Source organism: Paraburkholderia sp. 2C, assembly GCF_054589215.1.
The window spans coordinates 18274-35524 of record NZ_BAAILL010000031.1 but is presented as its reverse complement, the minus strand read 5'-3'; the positions used below and the strand labels follow the sequence as shown (position 1 = coordinate 35524).

Below are 17251 nucleotides of genomic sequence, written 5' to 3'. Positions count from 1 at the left end.
GGCAGGCGGATGGTGAAGGGTGCGATGGGTTTGACGGGTTTGACGGGTTTGGCAGTGGCGCCGGCGGTCGCGGTCGGTCGCGCGTGGTTGGCGAGATTGGCGCGGGCATCGGCGGCTGCGATATCAGTTGCTGCTGCGGTATGGGTTGGCCTTGCCGCGTGGCCGTCGGCCGCGCTTGCCGAAGTGGCCGCGGCCGATCCGATCGATGCGGCCATGCGCACGTGCCTCGCGCGCGCCGACATGTCGTCGACGTCGGGGCAACTGCAGTGCATGGATACGGCGCGGCTTGCATGGCAAGCGTCGATCGATCAATCGTTCCAGACGCTGCTCGCGAAAGTGCCGCCCGCGCAGCGCAAGCGCTGGCAAGCGAGCGAAGACAGCTGGAAGGCATGGCGCGAAGCGGAGATGCAGATGCTCGCCGCCGTCACCGCGACGACGCACGGCACACGCTACCAGCTCTCGGAAGGCGATTTGCGTTTGCAGCCGGTGCGCGATCGCGCGCTTGCGTTGCGCGCGGTCGTTGCAAGGACGGGCGGGCTCGATGCGCCGCCGCTGCGCGCCTGTCTGGCCGACCCGCAGTGCGTGCATGCGAGCGCCGACGTCAACCAGTACTACCGGCGCCTCGTGAACAAGATGCCGCAGCGCTCGTGGCCGGTGCTGTGGCGCGCGCAACAGGCGTGGCTCGCGTATCGCGATGCCACCGCGCCGCTCGGCGATGCGCGTCAGCGCATCGATCTGATCGGCGCGCGCGTCGCGACGCTGAAGAAGCTCGCCGAGACGGCGGGCAACGACTAGCTTATTTCAACGCCGCGCGCGCAGCCTTGACTGCCGCGCGCACCTGATCCGGCGCCGTGCCGCCCGGATGGTTGCGGCTCGCGACCGAGCCCTCGAGCGTCAGATACTCGAACACATCGTCGCCGATCAGATGCGCGACGTTCGGCAGTTCGCGCTTCATTTCGTCGAGCGAGAGGTCCGCGAGATCGCAGTTGCGATCGACGCAGATCCGCACCGCATGCGCGACCGCTTCGTGCGCATCGCGGAACGGCAGGCCGCGCTTGACGAGGTAGTCGGCGAGGTCGGTTGCCGTCGAGAAACCTTGCAGGGCGGCGGCGCGCATTGTCTGCGGCTTGACCGTGATGCCGGCCACCATTTCCGCGAAGATGCGCAGCGTATCCGCCACCGTATCGACGGTATCGAACAGCGGTTCCTTGTCTTCCTGGTTGTCCTTGTTGTAGGCGAGCGGCTGGCCTTTCATCAGCGTGAGCAGCGCCATCAGATGGCCGTTCACGCGGCCCGTCTTGCCGCGCGCGAGTTCGGGCACGTCAGGGTTCTTCTTCTGCGGCATGATCGACGAGCCCGTGCAGAAGCGGTCGGCGAGATCGATAAAGCCGACGCGCGGGCTCATCCACAGCACGAGTTCTTCGGAGAAGCGCGAGACGTGCGTCATGACGAGCGCCGCGGCCGCCGTGAATTCGATCGCGAAGTCGCGGTCGGATACCGCGTCGAGCGAGTTCGCGCAGATGCCGTCGAAGCCGAGCGTCTTCGCCACCGCATGGCGGTCGATCGGATAGCTGGTGCCCGCGAGCGCCGCCGCGCCGAGCGGCAGGCGGTTCACGCGCGTACGGCAATCGCGCATGCGCTCGGCGTCGCGCGAAAACATTTCGACGTAGGCGAGCAGGTGGTGCCCGAACGTGACCGGCTGCGCGACCTGCAGATGCGTGAAGCCCGGCATGATCGTGGCGGCGTTCTGTTCCGCGAGGTCGATCAGCGCGCCGCGCAGATCCTTCAGCAGGCCGCCGATGCGGTCGATTTCGCCGCGCAGCCAGAGGCGGATGTCGGTGGCGACCTGGTCGTTGCGCGAGCGGCCCGTATGCAGGCGCTTGCCTGCATCGCCGATCAGCGCCGTGAGGCGCGCCTCGATATTCAGATGCACGTCTTCGAGATCGAGCAGCCATTCGAATTCGCCGCGCTCGATTTCACCCTTGATCTGCGCCATGCCGCGCTCGATGGCCGCGAGGTCGGCGGCGGAGATGATTTTCTGCGCGGCGAGCATCGATGCATGCGCAAGCGACCCTTCGATATCGACGAACGCGAGACGCTTGTCGAAGAAAACCGACGACGTATAGCGCTTGACGAGTTCCGACATCGGCTCCGAGAAGCGAGCCGACCAGGCTTCGCCTTTTTTGTGCAGTTGGGACGTCATGATGTGAGGACGCGAGTGGCGATCAATGCGGGTGGAGGAACACGGACGGCGCGGCGCGTGGGTGCCCGATCATTCTGCTTGCATTCTGCCTGTGGAGCAGATTTGCGCCGCGCGCGTTGGCGAAAAAGCAGATTTTAGCATCCGGCGAGCAGAAATCTGCTTCGCGTGGCAATCGCGGCGCGCCTGGCGAGCCGCGTCAGTGGGTCGTGTTCCGCCCGGCCGTTAGCCTTCGCGCACCAGCACCACAAGCTTCAAGTCCTCGCGATGCGCGGGCTTGAACGTGATCTGATCGTAGGCGATGCGCCCATGGCGCGGATGGTCGAACTCGCGGCGGCCGCCTTCGCGCTCGCCGACGTCCTGCGATGCCCAGAAATGCGCGAATGCATCGCTTTCGCCGACCAGCGCGTCGATCAGCGCGCGCGTCGGCGCATCGTTCAGATGGCGGATCGAGTCCGCGCGGAATTCGGCGGCGAGGCGCTGCGCGCGCGATTCCCAGTCGACGATCAGCGCATGCCCGACCGGCGACAGGAACGTATAGCGCAGCAGATTGCGGTCGTGGTCGTCGTCGAGCCAGCCGACGAACAGGTCCGCCGCCGGCGCGTTCCATGCGATCGCGTTCCATTGGCGGTCGAGCACGTAGGCAGGCGACTGGACGAGCTGGACGGTCTTGAGCAGCATGGCGGGCGCGTCGGTGCCGCCCGTGTCGGGTTCGGCCGGGTCGCGCTGCGCCGCGAGCTCGAACAGATACGCACGTTCGGCGCGCGACAGCTGCAGGGCCACCGCGATGCGCGCCAGCGCATCGGCCGAGGCCGACACCGGACGCCCTTGTTCGATCCACGTGTACCACGTCGGACTCACGCCGCACAGCTGCGCGACTTCCTCGCGGCGCAACCCGGGCGTGCGGCGGCGCGGGCCCGGCGGCAAGCCGACCGCGAGCGGCGAAAGCCGTTCGCGATGCGCGCGGATGAAGTCGCCGAGCGCGCGGGCGGGCGTCGCATCGAGCGCGGGCGTTGTGTCGTACGCGGGGTCGTGCTCAGGTTGCTGCTCAGGTTCCTGCTGTGGTTCGGGTGTCGGGGCGTCGGACGGCGAGGTCATGGGCGGGGGAGGCAGGTGTTGTCGATACCAGAATAGCTGCTTGCCTTGTACCGGTACAGGCGGCGCTCTATTGTAGCGATTCGGGCCACGCGTGCGCGCGCCGCGCGGCGCCATCGAAGGCGATTCGTACGAAAGCGTCCGCACCACGCATACGAGAGCGCGCACGCAAGGGGCCGACATTTTACGCATACCTTACAAATGCGTCATACCAGAACCGTGAAGCACCAATCGCGGGCCAGGAAACCAGCAAGGAGTCAACCATGAGACATCGAGACCAGGTCGCCGAGGCATTCGGCGCGACCGCCGCCCACTACCTGACGAGCACGGTCCACGCGACGGGCAAGGATCTGCAAACGCTCGCGGAACTCGTCGCCAAAGCGCCGAAAGGCGCCGTGCTCGACATGGGCTGCGGCGCGGGCCACGCAAGCTTTGCGGTGGCGCCGCACGCCGAGTCGGTGGTCGCGTACGACCTTGCGGGCCCGATGCTCGCCACAGTCGACACGGCCGCGATCGATCGCGGTCTGGCCAATATCCGCACGCAGCAGGGCGCCGCCGAAAGCCTGCCTTTCGACGATGCTTCGTTCGACTGGGTGGTGAGCCGCTTCAGCGCGCATCACTGGCACGACGTGCCACAGGCGCTCGCCGAAGCGCGGCGCGTGCTGAAGCCCGGTGGCCATGCGCTCTTTATCGATATCGCGGGCGCCGATCATCCGCTTGTCGATACGCACTTGCAGGCGGTCGAGGTGCTGCGCGACGGATCGCATATCCGCGACTACCGCGCCGACGAATGGCTGGCGTTCTTCGAGCGGGCCGGTTTTACCGCGAAGGTCAGAGAGCGCTGGCGGCTGCCGATCGAATTCGACGCATGGGTGACGCGGATGCGCACGCCGCCGCTGCGCGTCAGTGCAATCCGTTCGCTGTGGGAGAGCGCGCCGGAGGAAGTGAGGGAGTACTTCGCGGTGCAGACGGATGGGTCTTTCGAACTCGATACGCTGATGATCGAAGCGCATTAACGAAGTTCGCGAGTTTGCAATAGAGGGAAGAACCTCGTTATCTCAGGCAAGCGCATCACTCAATATTGGTTCGCCCGTTGACGTGCCGCTTCGCGGCACGCAGCGAGGGACCGACAGCACGCGTCTCATAGTACGGGTTCACCGGTTACACGATTCGCTTCATCACTTTGTATCGCGCCGGTGTCTGAACAGGGTCCTCCTGTCCCAACCTCTCCCGTGGGGAACACGTAAATGAGTGCAAGCTCCTTGAAGCCGCCATTGCAACGCCCGCCTCATGCGCTCGACCCGAACACCGAGCGCATGATGCAGATGATTTATGGGTTCGCTGTCAGTCAGGTCGTGCGCACGTTCGCCGAATTCGGCATTGCCGATCATCTCGCGAGCGGTCCGCTGGCGGCCGCGGACATCGCGCGGCGCATCGAAGCCGATGAAGAGACGACACGCCGCTTGATGAACGCCGCCGTGCCGCTCGAACTCGTGACCGTCGATGCCAACGCCCGCTATTCATCGACGCCGCTGCTGCGGACCCTCGAAGAAGGCGCGCCGGGCTCGGTGCGCGGCCTGTCGCGTCTGCTGGGCGGCCCCGCCACCTGGCAGATCTGGGGGCGGCTTCCGATGGCGATCCGTAGCGGCGCCGCTCAGGATACCGCGGCGCTAGGCGAAAACTTTTGGGACTACCTCGGTCGTGCGCCGGCCGATCTCGCCGTACTGATTCGGGCGATGACCGACATATCGGATGCGGTGGGCGAACAGATCGCGCAAGCGATCGACACATCGTCGATCGCCACCGTCGCGGATATCGGCGGTGGCTCCGGCGAACTGATCAGGCCGATGCTGGCGAAGACGCCGCATTTGAACGGCGTCGTGATGGATACGCCCGCATCGGTCGAGCAGTCGTCGCGCGATCCGGTCAATACCGCGTTGGCGCCGCGGCTCTCGTTTGTCGGCGGAGACTTCTTCAAAGACGTTCCCGCAGGGTTCGATCTCTACATGCTGAAGCACATCCTGCACGACTGGAACGACGAACGATGTGTGGAGATTCTCGCGAACTGCGCACGGGCCATGCGGCCGGACAGCCGGCTCGCGGTGATCGAGATGGTGGTCAAGCCGCACGGCAACGAGCCGCGCGTGATGCTGCAGGATCTGAATATGCTCGTCCACTTCGGGGCCCGCGAGCGAACCATGCAGGATTTCGAGCGGCTGCTCGGCCACGTGGGGCTCGTTCGATCGGCGACCGCCGAGGTCGTTTCGCCGCTCGGCACCACCACCGTGATCGAGGCCAGAAAGCGATAGACGGTTGCGGCAGCCGCTCGTCCGCTCCCTTCGCAGGACGGCGGAAAAGCAAAAAGGCACGCGGTGCGTGTGCGCCACCGCGTGCCTTGCAACGATAACCGCGGAAGCCGTACTTAACCGGTATTGCGCAAACCGGCTGCGATTCCGTTGATCGTCAAATGAATGCCGCGCCGCAAACGCGTGTTCTTGTCGCCCGCGCGATGGCGCTTCAGCAACTCGACCTGCAGATGGTTCAGCGGATCGAGATAGGGGAAGCGGTTCTTGATCGAGCGCGCGAGCAGCGGATTATCGGCGAGCCGATCTTTCTTGCCGGTGATTTCCGACAGGACGTTCGACGTGCGCTCCCATTCCGCGACGATGCGCTCGAATACGAGCTTGCGCAGTTTTTTGTCTTCGACGAGCTGTGCGTAACGCGACGCGACCGCAAGGTCGGTCTTCGCGAGCACCATGTCCATGTTCGACAGCAGGTTCGAAAAGAACGGCCACGTCTTGTGCATCTGGCGCAGCTGCTGCACGCGGCGCGTGCGTTCGCTGTCGTTGGCCGATGCCTCGAGCCAGCCGCCGATCGCGCTGCCGAAGCCATACCAGCCCGTCAGCAGCAAGCGGCATTGTCCCCACGAAAAGCCCCATGGAATCGCGCGCAGGTCTTCGATCTTGCGGTTCTTCGGGTCTTGCAGCTTGCGCGACGCAGGCCGGCTGCCGATATTGAGCTCGGCGATTTCCGTGATCGGCGTCGACGCGAAGAAGTAGTCGACAAAGCCGGGCGTCTCGTAGACGAGCGCGCGGTACGCCTGCATCGCCGCATCGGAGAGGCTTTGCATGGTTTCCTCGAAGACGGACAGTTGCGCGGGCAACTGCGCCGGCGCATGGCCGTGCGGCGCGAGCGACGCTTCGAGCGTGGCCGCGATCACGGTTTCGAGATTGCGCCGGCCGATCTCCGGATTGCCGAACTTGCTCGCGATCACTTCGCCCTGCTCGGTGAGGCGGATCTGCCCGTCGACGGTGCCCGGCGGCTGCGACAGAATTGCCTGGTAGGTCGGGCCGCCGCCGCGGCCGACCGTACCGCCGCGGCCGTGGAAAAGCCGCAGCGTGACGCCGCGTTCGTTGAAGAGCGATACGAGCGCGAGCTCCGCGCGGTACAGCTCCCAGTTCGACGTCAGAAAGCCGCCGTCCTTGTTGCTGTCCGAGTAGCCGAGCATCACTTCCTGCTCGTTGCCCTGATGCTCGATGATCGCCTCGACGCCGGGCAGCGCCATCAGGTCGCGCATGATGTGCGGCGCGTTGCGCAGGTCGGGGATCGTCTCGAAGAGCGGAATGACCATCAGGCCCGCGCGAGCCGGCGCATGCGCGGCGCCGAAGAGGCCTTGCAGCAGACCGGTTTCCTTCTGCAGCAGCATCACTTCGATCAGATCGCTGACCGTCTCGGTGTGCGAAATGATGTAGTTGCGCACCGCGCGAATGCCGAATTTCTGGCGGACCACGCGCGCTTCCTCGAGCACGCCGAGCTCGCTTTTGACGAGATCCGAATAGTCGATGTACGGCGAACGCAACAGGCGCGGCTGCGCCAGCTCGGCGAGCAGTACTTCGAGCTTTTCGGCTTCAGACAGCGCTGCATAGTTTTCCACCACGCCCGCGCGCCGCAGCAGTTCCGCGATCACCGCTTCGTGTACGTCGGAGCTTTGGCGCAGATCGATCGACGCGAGATGGAAGCCGAACACTTCGGCGGCGCGTACGAGCGGCGATAGCCGCGGTGTCGCGAGCGATTCGCCGTGATGCTGCGCGAGCGATTCGGTCAGCACGTCGAGATCGCGCACGAACTCGTCGGCGTCGGCGTACGGTTGCGCATCGCGGCTCGCCTGCCGCATCGCGACGACGCCTTCGCCGAGGCGCTCGCGCGCGGTGGCCGCCATGCGCGCGTAGACGCCGATCAGTGCGCGACGGTACGGCTCGTCGACGCGATGCGGCGAGCGGTCCGGCGACGCGTCGGCCAATGCCTTCAAGGCGTCGCTGCTGCCGGCGAGCAGGTACGACACCGCGAGTTCGGCGCCGAGCTGGTGAATCTCTTCGAGGTAATGCTCGAAAATCACGGCCGCCTGACGCGAAATCGCGAGCTCGAGCGTTTCGGCCGTCACGTTCGGATTGCCGTCGCGGTCGCCGCCGATCCAGCTGCCCATCTGGAAGAACGGCGGCAGACGCGAGGCGAGGCCATGCTCGGCAAGCGCCGCTTCGATATCCGCATAGAGCGCGGGAATTTCGGCGAGGAACGTCGCGCGGTAATACGACAGCGCATTTTCGATTTCGTCGGCGACGGTCAGGCGCGAGTCGCGCAACATTCGCGTTTGCCACAGCGACGTGACGCGCGCGCGCAGCAGCGCGTCGTTTTGCGCGCGCTCGCGCGCGGTCAGCGGCTGGTCGCGTTCGGCCAGCAGGCGCGCGATATCGTGCTGCGCATCGAGAATGCTCTTGCGCTGAACCTCGGTGGGATGCGCGGTCAGCACGGGAACGATCAGCGCGTCGTCGAAGAACTGCTGCACGACCGGTGTCGGCGCGGCGCCGGCCTTGTCGAGCCGCTCGAGCGCATGCGCGACCGTGCCCGGCTGCGCGGACGAACCCGCCAGCTCGTGAATCCGGCGCCGCCGGTTGTGATGGCGATCTTCCGCGATATTCGCGAGGTGCGAGAAAAAGCTGAATGCGCGCACGACGCTGACGGTCTGCGCGGGATTCAGCGCGCGCAATTTCTTGTCGAGCGCCTGGGCGGCGACGCTGTCGTCCTCGCGGCGAAAGCGCACGGCCGTCTGGCGGATCGTTTCGACGACGTCGAACACCGCATCGCCTTCCTGCTCGCGCACGACGTCGCCGAGTAGACGGCCCAGATAGCGGATGTCTTCGAAAAGCGGCTGGTCCTTGTCTTCGCGCGTGCGGCCGTCTTTCGGCGCGGCCGCGGCGAGCGTGGCGGTGGCGCCGTCGAGCGCGTTGGCGCGGGCCGCCTGGCGCGGCTTCGCGCGGCTTTGACCGGCGAGCGTGGCCGCGGGTCCGGCGGCGCCGTTGGCGGCCGGTTTGGCGTGCTTGCCTTTGTGCGCTTTTTCTTTGTCGGCGAGGTGCTTATCCGCGGGGGCGGATTGGGCGGCTTTAACGGCTTTGGCGACCTTGGCGGGCTGCACGGCCTTCGGCGGCTTGACCGGCCTGGCGGTCCTGTCCGCTTTCTCGATGCGTGCTGCCTGGGTGGTTCGTTGCGCGCGGCCGGCGCTCGCGCCGTTGGCGCTGCCATTGCCATTGCCATTGCCGTTGGCCGGGGCCGCTTCAGCAGCCGCGGCCGATTGCGCGAGCGCGCGAGCGGCGGGTTCGATGCCGCTTTCAAGCGATGCAGTATTGCGGCGCGCGCGGCGCGCCGATCCGGAAGACGTCACGATGGGTTTCCTTGGAAAGCCAGGGTCTATAGGTCTAAAGAGAGAGGAACTGCCACTGCGGGTGCTGCATGATGTTGCCGCATCCTGCTGCTGCCGGCGGCAATGCATCGCATCATCGCGCAGGCCGCGTGCGGGCGCGCGAACGACCGTGCACGTGTATTGCCCGATGTGGTTTTCATGCTGATCGATGCGCGTGGATTGCGCAATGCGTCACGCAATGCGCGGGTGCGCTGTCTCCTCCGTATTTGCGTTGTCGGGCAAGGCTGCGCGGCCGGACGACAGAGCGCGGCAGAACCGCGGGGCCAGCGCTTAAGCGCGTGCTAACATTGTTTTTTATCGATCCCGTCATTCACTTTTGACTCAGCAATGAATCCCGAGACGCTCTCAGCGACCCCACCCAGCACGCTCGTGATCGCCTCGCGTGAAAGCCGCCTTGCGATGTGGCAGGCCGAGCATGTGCGGTGTGCGCTGCACAAATTATATCCATCCTGCGACGTCAAAATTCTCGGGCTCACCACACGCGGCGATCAGATTCTCGATCGCACGCTCTCGAAGGTCGGCGGCAAGGGGCTTTTCGTCAAGGAACTCGAAAACGCGCTGGCGGACGGCCGCGCGGATCTGGCCGTGCATTCGCTGAAAGATGTGCCGATGGAATTGCCGCCGGGCTTCGCGTTGAGCACGATCCTCGAACGCGAGGACGCGCGCGACGCATTCGTATCGAACAGCTACGACGCGCTGTCCGCGCTGCCGCCGGGCAGCGTGGTCGGCACATCGAGCCTGCGGCGCGAGGCGAATCTGCGCGCACGCTTTCCCGACCTGATCGTCAAGCCGTTGCGCGGCAACCTCGATACGCGTCTCGCGAAGCTCGATCGCGGCGACTACGCGGCGATCATTCTCGCGGCGGCGGGCTTGAAGCGCCTTGGCCTCGCGAACCGCATCCGCGGGCTGCTCGATCCGCTCGATAGCCTCCCCGCCGCGGGCCAGGGCGCGCTCGGCATCGAGATTCGCGCCGATCGCGCGGACCTCGCCGCGTGGCTTGCGCCGCTCCATCACGACCATACGGCGGCCGCGGTCGAAGCGGAACGGATGGTGTCGCGCGCGCTGGGCGGCAGCTGCCAGGTGCCGCTCGCGGCGTATGCGACGTGGCATGACGGCGCCTTGCATCTGCGCGCGCTCGTCGCGACGCCGGACGGCCAGCGCGTGCTGCATGCGCACGGCTCGTCGCCCGCGTCGACCGTCGAGAGCGCGATCGAACTGGGCCGCGAAGTCGCGCGCGAACTCGAAAGCCAGGGCGCGCTCGAGATCGTGCGCTCGCTCAGCAGCGCGGACGATTCCGCGTCCGATACGTGATGGAACGCGCGACAGGACGCCTGACCGTCGTCCTCACGCGGCCCGCGGGCCAGTCCGAAGCATTGGCCGCGCGCCTCGCCGCCGAAGGCGTCGACACGGTCGCTTTCCCGCTGATCGACATCGCGCCCGTCGCGGACGCCGCGCCGCTCGATGCCGCGTTTGCTTCGCTCGCGAATTACGCGCTGGTCGTGTTCGTCTCGCCGAACGCGATCGATTGCGCGTTCGCGCGCTTCGACGCGATCTGGCCGCATGCGTTGCCGATCGGTGTCGTGGGGCCGGGCAGCGTCGCGGCGCTCGCGCGGCGCGGCGTCGAAGCGCCCGCGTATCGGGTAATCAGCCCGGCTGCGCATGGCAGCGTCGGCGATGACAATGGCAACAGCGGCAAAAGCGGCAGCGATAACAAAGGCGGCAGCGGTAACGAAAGCGGCAACGAAAGCAGCCAAACCAGCGCCGACGGCAACGGCCGTGACATCGACGGCGGGCGCTTCGATTCCGAAGGCCTCTATGCCGCTCTCGAAGCGACGCTCGGCGCGAACGCGTTCGAGGGCAAGCGCGTGCTGATCGTGCGCGGCGACGGCGGCCGCGAATGGCTCGCCGATCGCTTGCGCGAAGCGGGCGCCGAAGTCGAGGCCGTGGCGGCGTACCGGCGCATCGTGCCGGAGCCGTCGGTGCGCACGTGGGAACGCGTTCATGCGTTGCTGGCAGGCGAACCGCACGTCTGGCTCGTCACGAGTTCCGAAGGCGTGCGCAATCTGAGCGAGCTTGCGCGCGACCATCTGACCGCCGGCGAAATCGCTCAATTGAAACGCGCGCCGTTCGTCGCGCCCCATCCGCGCATCGCCGAGACCGCGCGGGCATTGGGTTTTGATAGCATTACGGTGTCCGGCGCGGGTGACGAACGTATTGCCCGCGCGTTGCTGTCCGCCGTCGCGCTTCCCGAAGTTCAACCGGTTCAGACCAACCCGGCTCAAGCACGCATGACTGATTCGACCGCATCCACGAACCCTTCTTCGCCGCCGGCGGCCGCAAAGCCACTGCCGCCGAACCAGCCGTTCACGCCGTACGAGGCGCAACCCCCGCGCCGTCGCGGCGGCATCGGGCTGTTGTGGTTCGTCATTATCGTCGTGGTGCTGGCGGCGGCCGCGGGCGGCATTATGTTGAACCGCAAGCTGATCCGCCTCGATCAGGACTTGACGAAGCGCCAGCAGGTCAACGACGCGCAAACGTCCGAACTGCGCGTGAAGACCGAGCAGGCGCTCGCGACGGTACGCGGCATCGATACGCAGATGTCGCAGCTCGAAGGCAAGCTCGCCGACGCGCAGAATGCGCAGCAGGCGCTGCAGCAGCAATATTCGGATCTCGCACGCAATCGCGACGACTGGACCATGGCCGAAGTCGGCCAGATGCTGTCGAGCGCGAGCGAGCAGCTGCAACTCACCGGCAACACGCAGCTCGCGCTTTTCGCGCTGCAAAGCGCCGATACGCGCCTTGCCGCCTCGGACAACCCGCAGGCGCTCGCGGTGCGCAAGGCGATCGGTCAGGACATCGACAAGCTGAAGGCCGCGCCGTCCACCGATCTGACGGGTCTCGCCATCAAGCTCGACAACGCGATCGAAATGGTCGACAGCCTGCCGCTTGCCGGCGAAGCGCCGATCGCGCATGCGACGCCGCACGCGTCCGAACCCGCCGACACCGGCAAGGTCGCCGCCGCAACGGGCGAACCGCGCTGGAAAGTGTGGTGGCAGGGCTTCGTATCGGGCATCGGTCAGCAGCTCGCGAGCCTCGTGCAGGTGCGCCGCATCGACAATGCCGACGCCTTGATGGTGGCGCCGGATCAGGGCTACTTCCTGCGCGAGAACCTGAAGCTGCGCCTGCTGTCCGCGCGCCTCGCGCTGCTCGCACGCAACCAGACGACGCTGCGCTCGGACCTGCACGCGGCCGACGCGACGCTCGCGCATTATTTCGATGCGTCGTCGAAAAACACGCAGACCGTGCGCGGCCTCGTGAAGGAGGTCGACGATGCGTCGGGCGCGGTCGAAGTGCCGAACCTCGACACGAGCCTGCAAGCCGTTCATCAATACCGTAGCCGGAGTTGACGATGGCGCTTCGAGGACTCCTGTGGCTCGCTTTCCTGTTCGTGATCGCGGTCGTGCTCGCGCTGGCCGGGCGTTTCGATACGGGGCAGGTGCTGATCGTCTATCCGCCGTATCGCGTCGATATCTCGCTGAATCTGTTTATCGTGGCGCTGGTCGTCGTGTTTATCGTGCTGTATGCGGCCACGCGCATCGTCCGCAATATCTGGCGCATGCCGCAGCGCGTGGCCGCGTATCGTGCGCGCACGCGTATCGCGAAGGCGCATACGGCATTGCGCGAGGCGATCGGCAATCTGTACGCGGGGCGTTTTTCGCGCGCGGAAAAGGCGGCGCGCGATTCGCTCGCGCATGACGAGAACCGCGGGGCGGCCGGCCTGATCGCCGCAAATGCCGCACACCGTATGCACGAGTATGCGCGCCGCGACGAATGGCTCGCCAGGATCGATTCGCCCGACTGGCAGGACGCGCGTCTGATGGCGACCGCCGATATGCGTGCGGATGGCCGCGACGCGGACGGCGCGCTTGCGGCGCTGCTCGAAATGCAGTCGCAGGGCGGGCGGCGCATCCACGCGCAGCAGATCGCGCTGCGCGCGCAGCAACAGCTGAAGAATTGGGGCGAAGTGCTGAAGCTCGTGAAGACGCTCGAAAAGCGCGAGGCGATTCATCCGGCGGTCGCCGTGCGGCTGCGGCAGCTCGCGGCCGAGAACCTGCTGCGTGACCGCCGTCATAACGGCGATGCGCTGCTCGAGCTGTGGAACGCCTTGTCGCCCACGGAACGGCATTCGCCGCGCCTTGCCGATCTCGCCGCCGAATTGCTGGTCGCGCTGAACCGTCCGCAGGAAGCGCGCAAGATCGTCGAGGAAGCGCTCGCGCAGAACTGGGACGCGCGGCTGCTGCGCCGCTATCCGGATACCGCGGGCGGCGATGCGCTGCCGCTCATTCAGAAGGCCGAAGGATGGCAGAAGGAGCGCCCCGACGACGCCGATCTGCTGTTTACGCTCGGCCGGCTGTGCCTGCATCAGCAGTTGTGGGGCAAGGCGCAGTCGTTCCTCGAAGCCGCGCTCAAGAGTGCCGACAACGAGACACTGAAAATCCGCTCGCATCGCGCGCTTGCGCGACTGCACGAACAGCTCGGCGATTCGGCGAAAGCCAGCGAACACTATCGCGAGAGTGCGCTGGCGATGAATGTGACTTGAACGAAACGGCGGCAAAATAGCGGCAACACGGCTGGCGAGCTTGCCGCTCATATCGAACCGCGTCGGTCGAACAAAACCCGGTGGTCCGTTGCTACGGCCGCCGGGTTTTTGCTACCGGTTCACGAGCCGCTTCGGCACGCCGACCGCGAGCAACCCGCCGAGCAACATAAACGCCGCTAGCAGATACATGCCCGTGGCGTTCGCCGCGGTCGTCTCTTTGAGCCAGCCCACCGCATACGGGCCGAGAAAACCCGCGAGATTGCCGATCGAGTTGATCATCGCGATGCCGGCGGCCGCGCCGGTGCCCGCGAGAAACGCGGTGGGCAGGCTCCAGAAGAGCGGCAGGGTGGTCAGAATGCCCATCGTCGCGAGCGTGAGCGAGATCATCGCGAGCAGCGTGCTTTGCGCCCAGAGCACCGACAGCACGAGTCCGAGCGCACCGGCGAACGCCGGAATCGCGACGTGCCAGCGCCGCTCGCGCGTGCGGTCCGCGCTGCGCGACACGAGCACCATCGCGACGACCGCCGCCGCGAACGGAATGGCCGACAGCAGGCCGATCGCGAACGCGTCGGTGACGCCGGTCGCCTTGATGATGGTGGGCAGCCAGAAGCTCACGCCATAGAGGCCGATGACGAACGAAAAATAAATGAGGCTCATCAGCCACACGCGCGGACTCGCAAGCACGGTGCCGATCGACGGGTCTTCTTTTGTCGCGTCTTCGGCGGCGATATTGCGTTCGAGCAGTTGACGCTCTTCGGCGCTGAGCCACTGCGCTTTGCCGATGCGGTCGTCGAGCACGATAAATACGACGATGCCGACGACGATCGACGGCAGCCCTTCGAGCAGGAACAGCCACTGCCAGCCATGCCAGCCGTTCAAGCCGTCGCACGCCTTCAGGATATAGCCCGAGATCGGGCCGCCGATCACGCCTGATAACGCGATTGCGGTCATGAACCACGTCGTCATGCGGCCGCGCCGATGCGCGGGATACCAGTACGTCAGATAGAGGATGATGCCGGGGAAAAAGCCCGCTTCGGCGAGGCCGAGCAGAAAGCGCATCACGTAGAATAGGGTTGGCGTGGTGACGAACATCGTGAGCGCGGAGATGATGCCCCACGAGACCATGATGCGCGCGATCCAGACGCGCGCGCCGACGCGGTGAAGAATAATGTTGCTCGGAATTTCGAAGATGAAATAGCCGAGAAAGAAGATGCCCGCGCCGAAGCCATATACCGCGTCGCTGAGGTTGAGGTCAGCCTGCATCTGCAGCTTCGCGAAGCCGACGTTGACGCGGTCGAGGTAGGCGACCACGTAGCAGAGCATCAGAAGCGGCGTGAGGCGCCACGCCACCTTCCGGTACGTCGCTTCTTTGAAAGTGGAGGGCGGCGCTCCCGCGCCGGGCGAATGAAGCGGATTCGCTGGACTGGCCATGGTCGTCTCCTCGTGTAGTGTCGTCGTGTCGCCTCTTCATGTCGCCTCCTCATGTCGCCTTTACACGCAGCGTCCGCCGTCCACTTCGAGGCACACGCCGGTAACGAATGCGGCTTCGTCGGACGCGAGAAAGACGCACGCGTTCGCGATGTCCTGCGGTGTCGAAAAGCGGCCCAGCGGAATCGTCGCGAGGAATGTGCGGCGGTTTTCGGGCGTGTCTTCCATGCCCATGAATTCGGGCAACAACGCGGTTTCGCCGATCACCGGGTTCACGCAATTCACGCGGATGCGGTCCGCCCCGAGTTCGACCGCCAGCGACTTGCTCGCGACGATCACCGCGCCCTTGCTGCCGTTGTACCAGACGAGCCCGGGCCGCGGCCGCACGCCCGCGGTCGATGCGATATTGACGAACACGCCGCCGCCGCGCTCGCGGAAATACGGCACGAACTCGCGCACGCTCCAGTAGATGCCTTTGACGTTGACCGCGTAGACGCGGTCGAACTCGGCTTCGCTGACGTCGAGCACGGGCTTGTTGCGATGCGTGGTGCCCGCATTGTTGACGATGATCTCGACGCTGCCGAAGTCTTCGAGCGCGGCGCGGCGCAACTGCTGCCAGTCCTCGCCGCGCGTGATGTCGCCGCTCACCGCGATCGCCTTGCCGCCCGCCAGCGCGATCTCGCTTGCGACGCGTTCGGCCGCGGCGCCGTTGAGATCGTTGACGACGACGTTCGCGCCTTCACGCGCATAGGTCTTTGCAATGCCTTCGCCGAAGCCCGAGCCGCCGCCCGTGACGACGGCAGTTTTGCCTGTCAGTCGCATGATGTCTCCAAGGTTGTTTGTTGTGCTTCATGGTTGCGCTTCAGCGTGCTGCCTTGTGTCCTGTCTCCGGCGTTCTGACGGGAGCACGCTCCCGCCGTACGCCGTCATCCGTGCCGGATCGCGACGGTCTTCAGCACCGTGAATCCGTAAAGCGCCTCGAAGCCTTTCTCCCGGCCATGTCCCGAGTGCTTGACGCCGCCAAACGGCAATTCGACGCCGCCGCCCGCGCCATAGTTGTTGATAAACACCTGCCCCGAGCGTACGCGCCGCGCAACGCGCAATTGCCGCGCGCCGTCGCGCGTCCAGATGCCGGCAACGAGCCCGTACGGGGTGCCGTTCGCCAGCGCGAGCGCCTCGTCTTCGTCGGCGAACGGCAGCGCGGCGAGGACGGGCCCGAACACTTCCTCGCGCGCGAGCCGATGCGGCGGCGGCACGTCGCGCAGGAGCGTCGGCGCCTGATAGAAGCCGCTTTCCGGCGCTTCGGCAATCACATGACCTTGCGCGGCCATCGCGATGCCGTCGTGCTGTGCATCGGAGAGAAAGTCCCACACGCGCTGCTGCTGTTTCGCGCTGATGAGCGGCCCGCAGTCGAGATCCGCATGCGACGGCCCCACGCGCAACGCATTGAACGCGGTCGCGAGCCGGTCGAGCAATGGCTCATAGGCGGCTCGTTCGATCAGCACGCGGCTGCCTGCCGAACAGGTCTGTCCGGCGTTCTGCACGATCGCGGACACGAGCACCGGCAGCGCCGCCTCGAAATCCGCATCGGCGAACACGATTTGCGGCGATTTGCCGCCGAGTTCGAGCGTCACCGGCACATGGTTCTCGGCGGCCATCTGCGCGACGAGCTTGCCCGTTTCCGGCGAACCGGTGAACGAGATATGGTCGATGCCCGCATGCCGCGCGAGCGCCGCGCCCGCTTCGTGGCCGTAGCCGGTGACGATATTGAGCGCGCCGGCCGGCAGGCCCGCTTCGGCGGCGAGTTCGGCAACGCGCAACACCGACAGGCAGGCGTCTTCGGCGGGCTTCACGACACACGCGTTGCCCGCGGCGAGCGCCGCGCCGGCACTGCGGCCGAAGATCTGCATAGGGTAATTCCACGGCACGATATGGCCGGTTACGCCATGCGGCTCGCGGATCGTGAACACCGTGTAGCCGGCCTGGTACGGCAGCGTCTCGCCGTGCAGCTTGTCGGCGGCGCCCGCATAGAACTCGAAGTAGCGGGCAAGCGCCGCGGCGTCCGCGCGCGCCTGGCGCAGCGGCTTGCCGGTGTCGCGCGCTTCGAGCTGCGCCAGCTCCTCGTGGCAGGCGCTGGCGAGCATCGCGAGCCGGTAGAGCAGGCGCCCGCGCT

12 protein-coding genes are annotated in these 17251 nt (G+C 66.2%); 6 read left to right on the top strand and 6 right to left on the bottom strand.

Annotated features, from left to right (window positions below; all coding sequences use genetic code 11):
• The first annotated feature begins 9 nt into the window (after positions 1-9).
• Positions 10-795, top strand: a complete 786-nt coding sequence (locus ACYPXD_RS07395) for a lysozyme inhibitor LprI family protein (RefSeq protein WP_459709210.1) — start codon at positions 10-12, stop codon at positions 793-795.
• Between the two features lies 1 nt (position 796).
• On the opposite strand, the gene argH is transcribed toward ACYPXD_RS07395, so the two are convergent.
• Positions 797-2203 carry an argininosuccinate lyase gene (gene argH, locus ACYPXD_RS07390; protein ID WP_459709207.1) on the bottom strand — a complete coding sequence of 469 codons (1407 nt, stop codon included), beginning with the start codon at positions 2201-2203 and terminating at the stop codon, positions 797-799.
• Between the two features lie 222 nt (positions 2204-2425).
• Entirely contained in the window at positions 2426-3298 is an 873-nt protein-coding gene (locus ACYPXD_RS07385; RefSeq protein ID WP_459709203.1) for a helix-turn-helix transcriptional regulator, read from the bottom strand.
• 260 nt (positions 3299-3558) lie between these two features.
• On the opposite strand from ACYPXD_RS07385, the gene ACYPXD_RS07380 reads away from it, so the two are divergent.
• A complete protein-coding gene (locus tag ACYPXD_RS07380; RefSeq protein WP_459709201.1) occupies positions 3559-4311 on the top strand; it encodes a class I SAM-dependent methyltransferase in 753 nt (250 codons plus the stop codon).
• A gap of 231 nt (positions 4312-4542) precedes the next feature.
• Positions 4543-5604 (top strand): methyltransferase, encoded by a 1062-nt coding sequence (locus ACYPXD_RS07375; RefSeq protein WP_459709199.1) that lies wholly within the window; start codon positions 4543-4545, stop codon positions 5602-5604.
• A 113-nt stretch (positions 5605-5717) separates the two neighbouring features.
• Here ACYPXD_RS07375 and ppc read toward each other — a convergent pair whose 3' ends face one another.
• Entirely contained in the window at positions 5718-9011 is a 3294-nt protein-coding gene (ppc, locus tag ACYPXD_RS07370) for a phosphoenolpyruvate carboxylase (RefSeq protein WP_459709196.1), read from the bottom strand.
• A 366-nt stretch (positions 9012-9377) separates the two neighbouring features.
• Between ppc and hemC the strand changes: the two genes are divergently transcribed.
• Genes hemC through ACYPXD_RS07355 form a run of 3 tightly spaced genes read left to right on the top strand, consistent with a single transcriptional unit; the run spans position 9378 to position 13650 of the window.
• Entirely contained in the window at positions 9378-10361 is a 984-nt protein-coding gene (gene hemC, locus ACYPXD_RS07365; protein ID WP_459709194.1) for a hydroxymethylbilane synthase, read from the top strand.
• Complete coding sequence (hemDX, locus tag ACYPXD_RS07360) at positions 10361-12457, top strand: fused uroporphyrinogen-III synthase HemD/membrane protein HemX (RefSeq protein WP_459709191.1); 2097 nt, start codon at positions 10361-10363, stop codon at positions 12455-12457. The genes hemC and hemDX overlap by 1 nt, the downstream gene beginning before the upstream one ends.
• Positions 12458-12459: 2 nt before the next feature.
• The gene (locus ACYPXD_RS07355; RefSeq protein WP_459709188.1) at positions 12460-13650 is read left to right on the top strand and encodes a heme biosynthesis HemY N-terminal domain-containing protein; all 1191 of its coding nucleotides are present in this window, start codon (positions 12460-12462) and stop codon (positions 13648-13650) included.
• A 111-nt stretch (positions 13651-13761) separates the two neighbouring features.
• Here the strand turns inward: ACYPXD_RS07355 and ACYPXD_RS07350 are convergent, their stop codons facing one another.
• The 3 genes from ACYPXD_RS07350 to ACYPXD_RS07340 all read right to left on the bottom strand — a co-directional run.
• Complete coding sequence (locus ACYPXD_RS07350) at positions 13762-15081, bottom strand: MFS transporter (RefSeq protein WP_459709185.1); 1320 nt, start codon at positions 15079-15081, stop codon at positions 13762-13764.
• Positions 15082-15141: 60 nt separating this feature from the next.
• Complete coding sequence (locus ACYPXD_RS07345) at positions 15142-15900, bottom strand: SDR family oxidoreductase (RefSeq protein ID WP_459709182.1); 759 nt, start codon at positions 15898-15900, stop codon at positions 15142-15144.
• Positions 15901-16004: 104 nt separating this feature from the next.
• Positions 16005-17251: aldehyde dehydrogenase family protein (locus tag ACYPXD_RS07340; RefSeq protein ID WP_459709180.1), on the bottom strand; the 1247-nt coding region annotated here is incomplete at its 5' end.

What these genes read in the sequence shown, in the direction of transcription:
- ACYPXD_RS07395 (WP_459709210.1), top strand. Translation starts at nt 10, where the DNA reads ATGGTGAAGGGTGCGATGGGTTTGACGGGTTTGACGGGTTTGGCAGTG.
- ACYPXD_RS07375 (WP_459709199.1), top strand. Translation starts at nt 4,543, where the DNA reads ATGAGTGCAAGCTCCTTGAAGCCGCCATTGCAACGCCCGCCTCATGCG.
- argH (WP_459709207.1), bottom strand. Translation starts at nt 2,203, where the DNA reads ATGACGTCCCAACTGCACAAAAAAGGCGAAGCCTGGTCGGCTCGCTTC.
- hemC (WP_459709194.1), top strand. Translation starts at nt 9,378, where the DNA reads ATGAATCCCGAGACGCTCTCAGCGACCCCACCCAGCACGCTCGTGATC.
- ACYPXD_RS07345 (WP_459709182.1), bottom strand. Translation starts at nt 15,900, where the DNA reads ATGCGACTGACAGGCAAAACTGCCGTCGTCACGGGCGGCGGCTCGGGC.
- ACYPXD_RS07350 (WP_459709185.1), bottom strand. Translation starts at nt 15,081, where the DNA reads ATGGCCAGTCCAGCGAATCCGCTTCATTCGCCCGGCGCGGGAGCGCCG.
- ACYPXD_RS07380 (WP_459709201.1), top strand. Translation starts at nt 3,559, where the DNA reads ATGAGACATCGAGACCAGGTCGCCGAGGCATTCGGCGCGACCGCCGCC.
- ACYPXD_RS07355 (WP_459709188.1), top strand. Translation starts at nt 12,460, where the DNA reads ATGGCGCTTCGAGGACTCCTGTGGCTCGCTTTCCTGTTCGTGATCGCG.
- ACYPXD_RS07385 (WP_459709203.1), bottom strand. Translation starts at nt 3,298, where the DNA reads ATGACCTCGCCGTCCGACGCCCCGACACCCGAACCACAGCAGGAACCT.
- hemDX (WP_459709191.1), top strand. Translation starts at nt 10,361, where the DNA reads ATGGAACGCGCGACAGGACGCCTGACCGTCGTCCTCACGCGGCCCGCG.